Below are 12472 nucleotides of genomic sequence, written 5' to 3'. Positions count from 1 at the left end.
AGGATCCAGAATGATCTCTATCGTAGACTATGGCATCGGCAATATCGGCTCAATCATCAATATGCTGAAATGGATCGGCCACGCCAGTCGAGTCGTCTCGACCGAGCGGGAAGTCATGGAAGCAGAGGCCTTGATTCTGCCAGGAGTTGGGGCATTCGGTCATGGCATGCGCGCTCTTTCCGATCGTGGGCTGGTCGAACCGATCCGCCGGAAAGCACTTGCCGACAAGGTACCGCTCCTCGGCATCTGCCTCGGAATGCAACTGCTGGGGTCACACAGCGACGAAGGCAATGTTGATGGCCTTGGATTGATGAATGTCCGTTTCAGAAAGTTTGAAGCTGGAGCGAACCGCCTCAAGGTGCCTCACATGGGCTGGAATACGGTCGAGGTCGAGCAGGATAGCCCACTGTTCGACCGGTCGTCAGATTCCCAGGAGCAGCGGTTTTATTTCGTTCACTCCTACTACGGTGTCTGCGAGGATCGAACGAATCTGGTGGCGTCCTGCAGCTACGGCGCTCCATTCGCAGCCGTGATCGGACGGGGCAATATATTGGGGTGCCAGTTTCACCCGGAGAAAAGCCATCGCTTCGGTGCTTCGGTGCTCGACAAGTTTGCGCGGATCAAATGCTGAAGAACCGAGTCATCCCTTGCCTTCTCCTACAGGCCGGCCGGCTGGTCAAAACAACGAAATTCGACACGCCGCGATATGTCGGCGATCCAATCAATGCCATTCGCATATTCAACCGGAAGGAAGTCGATGAGCTGATCGTTCTCGATATTACGGCCAGCCGCGAGGGACGCGAACCGAACTATGGCTTGATCGAAGAATTGGCCGGCGAATGCTTCATGCCACTCTGCTACGGCGGTGGAGTGAAAACTCCAGAGCAGGCGCAAAGGCTTTTCAAGCTTGGCGTCGAAAAACTTTCAATCCAACCGATAAATGCCAGCGAAGTCGAGACGATCGCCAAAATATCCGATCAGTTCGGCGCCCAAGCGGTCGTCGCTTCGGTGGATGTTCGAAGAAACTGGCGTGGAGTTCCCAAGCTCTTTTCGTCTGCCACCCGTAAAACGCTGGACATCCCCTGGCTTTCCCATCTAGAGCGACTTGTGAAGGCAGGTGCCGGCGAAATTCTGCTCAACGCCGTCCACAAGGACGGAACCATGTCGGGCCTCGATCTTGAACTTGTGTCGAGCGCATCGAAAGCTGTAGACGTTCCTTTGACGGTCATTGGCGGGGTGGGTTCGATGGCCGACATCAAAAGCGGCGTGGAGGCAGGTGCAAGCGCGGTGGCAGCCGGGGCGTTTTTCGTGTTTCACGGAAAGCACAAAGCTGTCCTGATCACATATCCCAGCTACGGCGAACTGGAAAAGCTTTTGGAAAGAAATTGATGGCTGACAGCTATAGAATTTGCAGCCGATGCGTCATGGACACAAGCGATCATGAGATTTCCTTCGATTCGGAAGGCGTTTGCAACCATTGCCGCAAGTTCGAACAGGAGACTGTCAAGAATTGGCACCCTGATGCAACCGGCGCCGTTTTGTGGGAACAGACCGTCAGCCGCATGAAAGCCGACGGCCAAGGCAAGGATTACGATTGTATTCTGGGTCTAAGCGGCGGCGTCGACAGTTCCTATTTGGCGTTGGTCGCAAAACGTGCCGGCTTGCGGACCTTGGCCGTCCATGTCGACGGTGGCTGGAACAGCGAGTTGGCGGTCTCCAATATCGAGAAGATCATCAACTACTGCAAGTTCGACCTCCAAACAGTCGTCATCGACTGGGACATGATGCGAGATCTGCAACTCTCTTATCTCAAGTCGTCAACGCCAAATCAGGACGTCCCGCAAGATCACGCTTTCTTCGCCAATCTCTACTACGCTGCACGGCAGCACAAAATCCGCCATGTGATGAGCGGCGGCAATATTGCGACTGAAGGCATTTTTCCTTCTTCATGGCACGGCGCGGCGGCTGATGCCATAAACCTCAAGGCCATCCAAAAGAAATTCGGAACCCGCCCGCTCAAGAACTACAGAACGGTGAGCTTTCTCGAATATTATGTCCTTTACCCGTTCGTATTGCGAATGCGGGTGGTGCGGCCGTTGAATTTCATGCCCTATCATAAGCAGACTGCAATAGAGGAGCTCGAGCAGACCATCGGCTGGCGGTCCTACGGAAGAAAGCATGGGGAATCCCAATTCACAAAGCTCTTCCAGAATTACTATCTGCCCAGAAAATTCGGCTTCGACAAACGCAGACCACATCTCTCAAGTCTCATCGTATCCGGCCAGATGACACGAGATCAGGCGTTGGAGGAACTGGAAAAGCCTCTCTACGACCCGGTCGAACTCAAGCAGGATTTAGACTATCTTTGTAAGAAGCTGCGCATCACGACTGATGAATTTGAGCATCTGATTGAAATTCCGGCTCGCAGCCATAGGGATTTTCCAAACTGGGAGGGGCGGCGTACCTTACTGCTCAGTGCACTTCATTCGCTGAACGCAATATTCGGCAATCGTGCAGGTATATCTGCTTATCGCAAGTAACGATATCAAGTCATTTCAGGTCCCGGATTTGGCAACGGTCGCCCATCTTACATCCGTGCACGGCAGATACGACACGCGTATCTTTCTCAAGGAATGCCGCAGCCTGGCCGCTGCCGGCCACAACGTGTTTCTCGTTGTAGCCGACGGGCTTGGGGACGAGGTAAGGGACGGCGTCACTATTTGTGATGCAGGAAAATCACGCGGACGCATCGACCGTATGCTCGGAGCGACGAAACGTGTGAAAGAACTGGGCCTTCAACTCGGGGCCGATCTCTACCACTTTCATGATCCCGAAATGATGCCTGCGGGCCTTGCGCTGAAACGGCGTGGAAAATGCGTGGTCTTCGATGCACATGAGGACCTGCCGAAGCAGATACTTAGGAAGCCATATCTCCATCCCGCTTTTCGGCGGCTCGTTTCGGGATCGATGGCACTCTATGAGCGCTATGCCGCTCGACGCTTCGATATGGTCGTGGCCGCCACGCCTTTCATAAGGAAAAAATTCGTTTCGCTGGATGTTCGCTCCACCGACATCAACAATTTCCCCATTCTAGGTGAATTGGAATCTGACGCAGGATGGTCATCCAAGCAAAGGGAAGTCTGCTACGTCGGAGGTATCTCTGTCATCCGCGGCGCCAGAGAAATCGTCGAAGCCATCGGCCTTTCCGCATCCAATGCCCGTCTCAACCTTGTAGGCCGCTTCAGTGACAACGTTCTTGCGACGAGTTTGAAACGGACTTCTGGCTGGCGGAAAGTCAATGAGCTTGGCCTTGTCGATCGTGCTGGCGTGCGGGATATCCTGTCCCGATCAATAGCTGGTCTGGTGACCTTTTTGCCCATGCCCAACCATGTCGATGCGCAGCCGAATAAGATGTTCGAGTATATGTCGGCGGGCATCCCCGTCATTGCGTCCGATTTCCCGCTCTGGCGCGAGATCATCGAAGGTTGCGGGTGCGGCATCTGCGTCGATCCGCTCGATCCGAAAAAGATCGCCGAAGCCATCGACTATCTGGTGGACAACCCGGAGATTGCCCGCCGCATGGGGGAAAATGGCCGTAAGGCCGTCTATGATCGCTACAACTGGGACGTCGAGGAAAAGAAGCTTCTTGCCCTCTATGATTCCTTGCTACGCGAGAACAACGCATGAAGATCATCACCGTTCTCGGCGCGAGGCCGCAATTCATCAAGGCCAGCGTCGTTTCCCGCGCCTTCGAACAGCTTGCCGGGATCGAAGAGATCATCGTCCATACCGGACAGCATTTCGATGCCAACATGTCGGACGTGTTCTTTTCCGAACTTGGGATTCGGACGCCGAGATACCAACTCGACATCCATGGCGGCGGCCATGGGGAGATGACGGGACGGATGCTGGCGGAAGTGGAAAAGGTGCTGCTCTCCGAAAAACCCGACGCGGTCCTGGTGTATGGCGACACCAATTCAACGCTGGCGGGCGCGCTCGCGGCGGCCAAGCTCCATATACCCGTGGCGCATGTGGAGGCGGGGCTGCGCTCCTTCAACATGGCCATGCCGGAGGAGATAAACCGCATCCTGACCGACCGGATATCCGACTGGCTTTTCACGCCTACCCGGGCCGCCGACGATCACCTCAAGCACGAGGGCACTCCATCTGAGAAAATCCTGCGGGTCGGCGACGTCATGTACGATGTCGCACTGCATTTCGGACGCATGGCCGCCGACGAGAACGCCCTCGCTGCTTTTGGCCTTCGCGCCGGCGACTATGTGCTGACCACCGTGCATCGCGCCGAAAACACGGACGATCCCCTGAGATTGAAGGCCATCATGGAGGCCTTCGCCACGGTCGCGAGATCCCGGCCCATCATCTGGCCCATGCATCCGCGTACGCGCGCCATCCTCAAGAAACTAGGCCTGGATGAAGCCTCAACCGCCAATCTGAAACTTGTCGATCCGGTCGGCTATCTCGACATGGTCAGACTGGAAAAATATGCCGGCATCATCGCAACCGACTCCGGTGGCGTGCAGAAAGAAGCTTTTTTCCACAAGGTGCCATGCGTCACGCTACGGGACGAAACGGAATGGACCGAATTGGTAGAGGCCGGATGGAACCGTCTGGTTCCTCCCACCGATGCGGCCAAAATATCGACGGCCATATTGGAAGCGTTCGGCAAATCCGGTGCGGACGCGACGCCCTATGGCAGCGGCGACGCCGCGGTCAGGATCGCCGAGCGCCTGCATCGCGATCTATCGGCGTGACATACAGGACGGCACAGTTTAACGACGGCGGCATCATTTTCGGAAAAGCGTGAAACGGTTTTCGCCCGGAAATGCGGAAAAGCAAATAAATGGAGCGGCCCAGGCTATTTTGCCTGAATCGGTGCCGTTTCAGACAACAGACAGGAACATCATGGCATCGATCGCACATGTCGGTTACGGATATTGGGGCAAGAACCTTGCCCGCAACTTCGCCGAGCTGGGCGTCCTGACCGCGGTGGTCGATTTCGATCCGCGCGCCGCCGAAGCCGCCGCCAAGGCGCATGGCGCGCGCGCCGCCTCGTTCGAAGAGGTGCTGGCCGATCCCGCCATCGACGGCATTTCGATCGCCTCCCCCGCCGAACTGCATTTCTCCCAGGCCAAGGCCGCCCTCGAGGCCGGCAAGAACGTCTATGTCGAGAAGCCGCTGTCGCTGGACGTCGCGGAGGCGGAACAGCTTTGCGCCCTTGCCGATCGGCGCGGGCTCCGGCTGATGGTCGGGCATCTTTTGCAATACCATCCCATCTATGTGGAACTCCGGCGCCTCGTCCGGGAAGGCGCGCTTGGACGGCTGCTCTATGTCTATTCGAACCGGCTTTCGCTCGGCAAATTCCGGCGCGAGGAAAATGTCCTGTGGTCGTTCGCACCGCATGACATTTCGATGATCCTCGGCCTTTTCGGATCCGAGCCGCACCATGTTTCGGCGCAGGGAAACGTGTCGTTCACGCCCGGCGTCGCCGACATGGTGACGATGCAGATGCATTTCCCCGAGGGCGGCAGCGGCCATGTGCAGACCTCGTGGATGCACCCGTTCAAGGAACAGCGCCTCGTCGTCATCGGCGAGAAGGCGATGGCGGTCTTCGAGGACAGCCTTCCGGACTGGAACGAGAAGCTCAAGATCTATCGCCACGCCATCGACACCGGCGGACCCGTGCCCGTGCCGACCAAGGCGGAGGCGGAGCCGGTCGCCGCGCCGCAGTCGGAGCCGCTGAAGGCGGAATGCCGGCAGTTCATCGAAGCGATCGACAAGAAGGTGACGCCGGTGACGGACGGGGCGGAAGGCTTGCGCGTGCTTCGCGTGCTGGATAAGGCGGAAAAGGCGCTCGCACAAAATCTCGCGCTACAGGCGCATGCCCGGACAGGAGCCTCGCAGTGACCGCAAAGCCTTATTTCATCCATGAGAGCTCGTATGTCGACGACGGCGTCAGCCTCGGCGACGGCACGAAGGTCTGGCATTTCAGCCACATCCTCGGCGGCAGCCGCATCGGCCGCAACTGCTCCATCGGCCAGAACGTGATGATCGGCCCGGACGTCTCGGTCGGCGACAATTGCAAGATCCAGAACAATGTCGCGCTCTACAAGGGCGTCGAGCTGGAACAGGGCGTGTTCTGCGGCCCGTCCTGCGTGTTCACCAATGTGCTGAACCCGCGCGCCGAAGTGGAGCGCAAGGACGAGTTCCGGACGACCAAGGTGCGGCGCGGCGCCACCATCGGCGCCAACGCCACCATCGTGTGCGGCAACGAGCTGGGCGAATATTGCCTGATCGCCGCCGGCGCCGTCGTCACCAAGACCGTCCCCGCGCACGCCCTGATGGCCGGCGTTCCGGCCCGCCGCATGGGCTGGGTCTCACGCGCCGGGGAGATACTGGACGAGACGCTGGTCTGCCCGCGCACGGGCGAACGCTATGAACGGGACGGCGACACGCTGCGTCTCGTCGAAGAAGCCGCCGGCTGATTCCGGCGCCGGGATCGCGGTACGTCACGCGATCCCGGCACCTCCCCGTCTCAGCCCGCGATGCCGCTCGGGGCGTCGTCCGCATCGGCCGGCCTTTCATATTCGACGCCCCGGGCATCGAAATAGGCTTTCGCGTCGTCGTCGCGGCGCGTGGCCAGCAGCAGCACGTTGTAGCGGCCGGGCGTCTCGCAGATCAGTTCCAGGGCGGTGGCCTCGGCATTGACCGCGCCGTGAGCGCGCCCGAAATGGCCCGAAGGACTGACCCAGACCTGCGGGTTCTCGTTGAGGTGCTTCCAGTAGCCCGGCAACGGAACGGAGGCGGCGCCACCGGCATTCGCGTCCACCACGAAGCGATAGATGTTTTCGCCGCGCGTCGGCGCCTCCACGAAACAATGGCGCAGCCGATGGGTCTGGCGCAGCGCCGGATCGGGATGGGCGATGTCGAAAGAACCAGAGGTTTTCGACAGGCTGCCGTTGACATGCAGCATCGCCGTGGGGCTCGAAACGCCGATGCCGACATTGCCGGACGAGGTGATGACCATGCGCATCAGCCCGGTATTGTTCGTCTCCGTATAGGCCGGCGCCGTATAGAACCGCAGATGGGTGGCGTCGGGCAGGTTCCAGCCGCCGCCGCCGAAGAAGACCTCGCGCTGTCCGGCGGTGGCGCCGCGGTCCCATGAACCGAAGCAGACGAAGGGCGCGTCGGCCAGATTGTAGCGCGCGCCGCACACCATGCCGCCCTTCGCCACGGCGTCGCTGTTGCTGTTCGAGACGGTGATCGACAGGTAGTCCTGGCTGGTGACATGCAGGCGCCCCTTTGGCGTCGAAGTTCCCACGCCGACATTCCCGGTGGCGGGTTCGATATTGAGCGTGTCTTTCCAGGCCGCGCCGTCCGACGAAACCTTGATCTGGAAGCGGTCGCCGCCGAAACATCCCATGCCCGCGCGCGAGGACCAGTTGTTCTGGAAGAATATGGCGGCGTCCTTGCCCGCGCCCGCCTTGTTCACCGTGACGTGCATGTTCCCCGAGCCCGGCGTCACGTCGTCATGGCTCAACAAGACGGAATCCGACTTGACCGACAACCGGTTCACGGCATCCGGCAGCGTGCCTACGGCAAGGGCTTCGAACGCGGCGTTCGCCGGAAGCCCTTCGAGCCTCTGCCAGGTGCCGTCATTGCGGACCAGCAGCTTGTCGTCCTGCTGGACCCAGCAACGCCAGCCCGTGCGGGGTGCGAGCCGCATCCAGCGGCCATCGATCCAGGCGGCAATGTCGCCGTCCCATCCGCTCCACTCCCCCGTGCCGCCGGCAGCCACGATATAGCGGTCGCCCTCGGCAGGCGTGGCCGGGGGCGCCTTTTGCACATCGCTTATGGCCGCGAGCTGAACCACGGCATCGACAAGCTGCAAGGCTTCGTTGTGGGTGACATGCTTCTGCGCCTGCGAAGGCATCAGGTAGGGAAGATCGAGGTTCGGAGTGCTTTCCATGGTTTTTCCTGCGCTCAAAGTGCACTTGCGCAAGTGTATGGGGCACTATACGGGGGTGGATAAGATGGACCTGAGAAATCGCCCGGACGGCCGGGCTCCCGAGTTGCCCGCGCATTCATGAAGCATGTCTGGATACTGAACCATTACGCGCAGGAACCAGGCGGACCGGGCGGCACGCGCCATTATTCCCTCGCGCGCCATCTGCCCGAACATGGCTGGAGCGCGTCCATCATCGCCTCGAGCACCGAACATAACAGCGGCCGGCAGCGGCTGAAGCCCGAGGAAAAGCTGCGGCTGCAAAACTATGACGGCGTGCCCTTCCTGTGGCTGCGCGGCAGCAATTATTCCGGGAACGGCCTGGATCGCATGACCAACATGCTGGGCTATACGCGCGCCGCCCTGCGCGCGGAAAACCTGAGCCAACTGCAGCGTCCCGACGCCGTCATCGGCTCCAGCGTCCACCCGCTGGCCGCATGGGCCGGAAGACGGCTGGCGAAGCGCTACAACGTCCCTTTCCTGTTCGAGGTTCGTGATCTTTGGCCGCAAACCCTGATCGACATGGGTCGACTGTCGAACCAAAGCCCCATCAGCCACGCGCTGCGCGGCCTGGAAAAATCCCTCTACAAGAGCGCCGCAAGGATCGTCGTGCTGCTGCCCAGGGCAGGCGACTATATCGAGCCGCTCGGCATTCCGCGCGACAAGATCGTGTGGATTTCAAACGGCGTCGAACTTGACGATTTCGTGCCCGCAGCGCCCATCCCGCGCGACGTCTTCACGCTGATGTATTTCGGCGCGCATGGCGGCGCCAACGGGCTCGACAACGTGCTTCGCGCGATGCGCATCGTGCAGGACGATCCCGCCGGCGGCAAGATTCTGCTTCGCCTCATCGGCGACGGGCCGCTGAAGCCCGCCCTGGTGGCGCAGGCGCAGGAGCTTGGCCTCGCCAATATACGCTTCGAGGACCCGGTGCCGAAGAAGATGATCCCGCAGCTCGCGGCCGAGGCGGATGCGTTCGTGATCTGCGTGAGAGACCTGCCCCTTCTCTACCGCTACGGTGTAAGCATGAACAAGATTTTCGACTATATGGCGGCCGCCAGGCCTACGATCATAGCGATGGACGCGCCGAACAATCCCATAGAAGAAGCGCAAGGAGGCTTGACGGTGCGGCCGGAGGAGCCAGCGAAACTGGCCGCCGCAATCCTGGACATGGCGCGCCTTCCCACCGATGAACGCATTGCGATGGGCAAGGCAGCGCGCCGGCATGTGGAAGAAGCATACGGCTACCGGTACCTTGCCGGAAAGCTTGCATCCACACTGGATTCGTGCGTGGGGAAGGCGTGAAGCGGCTGTTCGACATCGTGGTATCGTTTCTGGCGCTGGTGCTCCTGTCGCCGGTGCTGGCGATCCTCGCGCTTCTGGTCAGGTCCAGGCTCGGCTCGCCGGTGCTTTTCCGCCAGGTGCGGCCGGGTCTCGGAGCAAGGCCGTTCGAAATGATCAAGTTCCGGACGATGACCGATGCACGCGCCGCCAATGGCGAGCTCCTGCCCGACGCCGAGCGGCTGACCGCCTTCGGCCGGTTCCTGCGCTCGACCAGCCTGGACGAACTGCCCGAACTCTGGAACGTGCTGAAGGGCGAGATGAGCCTTGTGGGGCCGCGGCCGCTCGCGATGAGTTACCTTCCCCTTTATTCGCAAGAGCAGATGCGGCGGCATGAGGTGCGCCCCGGCGTCACAGGTTGGGCGCAGGTTCGTGGACGAAACGCCATAAGCTGGCGACAGAAATTCACCTATGACGTATGGTATGTCGACAATCAAAGTTTGATGCTGGATTGCAAGATCCTGCTGCTGACGGTTAAAGCCGTGGTCTCGAGCAGCGGTGTGGCGGCCGGCGGGCAGGAAGAAGTCGATTCATTCGATGGTACCAACTAGCAAAACCCAGCAGTCACATCCCACCATAGGCGGCCACTTTTCCTTGTTTCTTACAGAGGGGAAAACAGAACCTCTATATCGGCAGGGATATGAATCAGCGCGATCCGCCCTGTATGCGCTGCTGTGCGAGCTCAAGCCAACACGTGTCTATGTCCCCAATTACATATGCGATGCAGTTTCAGCCGCCCTCTCCAAAGCTCAATGTAACGCGGAACCTTACAATCTGAATAAAGACTTCTTGCCAACAGAACGCATAATTTTGAAAGAATATGAAATCCTCATTCTCGTTAATTATTTTGGATTATGCGAAAGATATATTAAAAATCATATAAATAAAGAAAATAATCAAAAAATTATTGTTGATAATTCTCAGGCATATTACCAGAATCCATTCGACTGCCTCGCAAACATTTACTCGCCGCGTAAGTTTGTCCCTGTGGCTGATGGCGGCTTCATTTCGACAACACTTAATTTACCATTCTCTCCTTCCGACGAGGAGGCCTCTCTCGCGCGAGCGAAATATCTCTTGAAAAGGGTGGCGCGCGAACCTGAATCTTCGCGGCAGGACTATCTCGATGCCGAACGCAGCCTGCAGACGCCCGGCCTGCGCGCGATGTCCTCCTTAAGCCGCAACCTGATAAGCGCAGCAGACCATTCAAGCATTATCTCGCGACGCCGTGCCAACTTCGTGGCACTGGAAAGTTTGTCGGAAATGAACATGCTGAAATTCGATCTCGGGGACCAGGTTCCTCTCTGCTATCCGCTTTGCGTTGAAGGCGGCCTCCGCCTACGGCAGCACCTGATCGACAGAAGGATATTTACGCCACACTATTGGCCCGGCGTTACTCCGAAGAACGATTTTGAAGCAAAGCTATTGGATCAAACTGTATTCATTCCAGTAGACCACCGATATGACAGCGGACATATGCGATATATAGCTGACACGATCCTGAGTCTCGTTGAAGGGGAAAGCCAGTGAATATAGATGGAGACCGGATAACTCTCCGGGCCATTGAGGAAGGCGATCTGCCTTCGCTCCAACGGTGGGCGAATGACCCGGCCATTCAGTCACTACTTGGCGGTTGGCATTTCCCCGTAAGCGCCAGGGACCAAAAACAATGGTTCGATAGCCTGTCGGTGCATTCGACAAACCAGCGCTTCGCGATCGAGACGAAAGATGGAGAATTAATCGGCACAGCGAATCTCGTGTCAATCGATTGGCAAAATCGTACAGCTTTTCACGGAATGCTGCTTGGCGACCTGCAATCTCGCGGAAAGGGCTTTGCGCAGGACACCGTCAAAACCGTGATGCGCTACGCATTCGACGAGCTTGGGCTTTATCGCCTGGACACCGATATCATCGAATATAATTCTGCTTCGCTTCGCCTTTACCTGGAGCGGTGTGGCTGGAAAAAGGAGGGCACCAGAGAAAAATGGTATTATAGGAAGGGAAAGCGCTGGGACAAAATTTTGATTGGAATATCCGAACCTCAATACAGATCATTCGTTTCGAACAGTGATATATAAGGCCAGCCCCTGTTGCACATAGACTTGATTTCCGACGCCGCTTCCTGGCGCGAAGCTATTGCCGAAATAGGACGGTATGACTACGCGCACACCTATGACTTCCATCAACTCAGCAGTTCTCGCGGAGAGGGCGAGCCTATCGCATTTGCCGCCCGCGACGAGAACAAAGGCACAATAGCATTCTGGCCCACATTGAAACGCAGCATAGACGGCAGCGGAGCCTTTGACCTGACAAGCGTCTATGGATATGCCGGACCAACAGTTCGCTCCGGCGCCGAGGGGACTTCGCCGATCGAGGCCATATTCTGCGCAATGAGCGACTTTGGCGCCGTGTCAGTATTTTCGAGAATGCACCCGCTTTTCACCGACCAGCTCGGAATGGCCGTTCGCGGCGACGAGATCGGCAGCATCGTTTTCATCGAAATCACCGCGCAGAAAGATGTCCTTCAATCCTATAGGGGCAGCCATCGAAGGGAAATCGTCAACGCGACCGCAAAAGGTTTGACAATAACCTGCGGAACAGATGAAAAATCCTTGGAAGATTTCTTATCCATATACACAGATACAATGAAAGAAGTTGAGGCAAAAGAATATTATTATTTCGACAAAGAATACCTTTCTTCCATCCTTAATTCAAAAGACTTCAAAACAATTATCTTGACCGCCAATTTTGAAGGCAAGCCGGTCGCTGCATCAATGTTTATCATAACCGGCTCGACTATGCAGTACTATTTGAGCGGAACGGTGGCGGCGTTCCGCAAGCTTGCTCCTTCCAAGGCGATCATCGCAGAAGCCCATCGTATCGCCGTGGAGCTTGGGCTCAAGAAGCTTGTATTGGGAGGCGGTGTCGGTTCCGCGAAAGACGCTCTCTACGCATTCAAGAAAGGCTTTTCCCAAGCAACCCTGCCCTTTCACGTCACTCGCCGGATACTGGATCAGCGGAAATATATCGATTTGTGCGTGAAACGTCGCATAGTTCCCGACCAGGTACAGTTCTTTCCCGCTTATCGCGCTCCGCTTTGAGGATTGC

13 protein-coding genes are annotated in these 12472 nt (G+C 57.9%); 12 read left to right on the top strand and 1 reads right to left on the bottom strand.

The annotated features are described in order from the left end of the window. Nucleotides 1–10: 10 nt before the first annotated feature. The 7 genes from hisH to QU595_RS04115 all read left to right on the top strand — a co-directional run bounded on the left by hisH (nt 11) and on the right by QU595_RS04115 (nt 6503). Nucleotides 11–631, top strand: coding sequence for an imidazole glycerol phosphate synthase subunit HisH (gene hisH / locus QU595_RS04145; RefSeq protein ID WP_315919373.1), 621 nt, complete (start codon nt 11–13; stop codon nt 629–631). Beyond that, nucleotides 625–1389 carry an AglZ/HisF2 family acetamidino modification protein gene (locus QU595_RS04140; protein WP_315919371.1) on the top strand — a complete coding sequence of 255 codons (765 nt, stop codon included), beginning with the start codon at nt 625–627 and terminating at the stop codon, nt 1387–1389. Before hisH ends, QU595_RS04140 begins: the two co-directional genes overlap by 7 nt. Further along, entirely contained in the window at nt 1389–2540 is a 1152-nt protein-coding gene (locus QU595_RS04135; RefSeq protein ID WP_315919369.1) for an N-acetyl sugar amidotransferase, read from the top strand. Before QU595_RS04140 ends, QU595_RS04135 begins: the two co-directional genes overlap by 1 nt. Beyond that, nucleotides 2512–3687: a glycosyltransferase family 4 protein gene (locus tag QU595_RS04130; protein WP_315919367.1), complete on the top strand. Its 1176-nt coding sequence runs from the start codon at nt 2512–2514 to the stop codon at nt 3685–3687. Before QU595_RS04135 ends, QU595_RS04130 begins: the two co-directional genes overlap by 29 nt. Then, nucleotides 3684–4772 (top strand): non-hydrolyzing UDP-N-acetylglucosamine 2-epimerase, encoded by a 1089-nt coding sequence (wecB, locus tag QU595_RS04125; RefSeq protein WP_315919365.1) that lies wholly within the window; start codon nt 3684–3686, stop codon nt 4770–4772. Before QU595_RS04130 ends, wecB begins: the two co-directional genes overlap by 4 nt. A 151-nt stretch (nt 4773–4923) precedes the next feature. Beyond that, complete coding sequence (locus tag QU595_RS04120) at nt 4924–5925, top strand: Gfo/Idh/MocA family oxidoreductase (RefSeq protein ID WP_315919364.1); 1002 nt, start codon at nt 4924–4926, stop codon at nt 5923–5925. Next, the gene (locus tag QU595_RS04115) at nt 5922–6503 is read left to right on the top strand and encodes an acyltransferase (protein WP_315919362.1); all 582 of its coding nucleotides are present in this window, start codon (nt 5922–5924) and stop codon (nt 6501–6503) included. Before QU595_RS04120 ends, QU595_RS04115 begins: the two co-directional genes overlap by 4 nt. Nucleotides 6504–6553: 50 nt before the next feature. Here QU595_RS04115 and QU595_RS04110 read toward each other — a convergent pair whose 3' ends face one another. Next, the gene (locus QU595_RS04110) at nt 6554–7987 is read right to left on the bottom strand and encodes a DUF2793 domain-containing protein (RefSeq protein WP_315919360.1); all 1434 of its coding nucleotides are present in this window, start codon (nt 7985–7987) and stop codon (nt 6554–6556) included. 117 nt (nt 7988–8104) lie between these two features. On the opposite strand from QU595_RS04110, the gene QU595_RS04105 reads away from it, so the two are divergent. Genes QU595_RS04105 through QU595_RS04085 form a run of 5 tightly spaced genes read left to right on the top strand, consistent with a single transcriptional unit; the run spans nt 8105 to nt 12465 of the window. Next, entirely contained in the window at nt 8105–9328 is a 1224-nt protein-coding gene (locus tag QU595_RS04105; protein WP_315919359.1) for a glycosyltransferase family 4 protein, read from the top strand. Next, entirely contained in the window at nt 9325–9915 is a 591-nt protein-coding gene (locus tag QU595_RS04100; protein ID WP_315919357.1) for a sugar transferase, read from the top strand. The genes QU595_RS04105 and QU595_RS04100 overlap by 4 nt, the downstream gene beginning before the upstream one ends. After that, complete coding sequence (locus QU595_RS04095) at nt 9902–10894, top strand: hypothetical protein (RefSeq protein ID WP_315919356.1); 993 nt, start codon at nt 9902–9904, stop codon at nt 10892–10894. Before QU595_RS04100 ends, QU595_RS04095 begins: the two co-directional genes overlap by 14 nt. Beyond that, complete coding sequence (locus tag QU595_RS04090) at nt 10891–11442, top strand: GNAT family protein (RefSeq protein WP_315919355.1); 552 nt, start codon at nt 10891–10893, stop codon at nt 11440–11442. The genes QU595_RS04095 and QU595_RS04090 overlap by 4 nt, the downstream gene beginning before the upstream one ends. Nucleotides 11443–11466: 24 nt before the next feature. Continuing rightward, complete coding sequence (locus QU595_RS04085) at nt 11467–12465, top strand: peptidoglycan bridge formation glycyltransferase FemA/FemB family protein (RefSeq protein WP_315919354.1); 999 nt, start codon at nt 11467–11469, stop codon at nt 12463–12465. Nucleotides 12466–12472 lie beyond the last annotated feature (7 nt).

Origin of the sequence: Mesorhizobium sp. SP-1A (assembly GCF_032460275.1) — a bacterium.
Lineage (GTDB): Bacteria > Pseudomonadota > Alphaproteobacteria > Rhizobiales > Rhizobiaceae > Mesorhizobium.
This window is presented reverse-complemented; position numbering and strand designations above follow the sequence as displayed.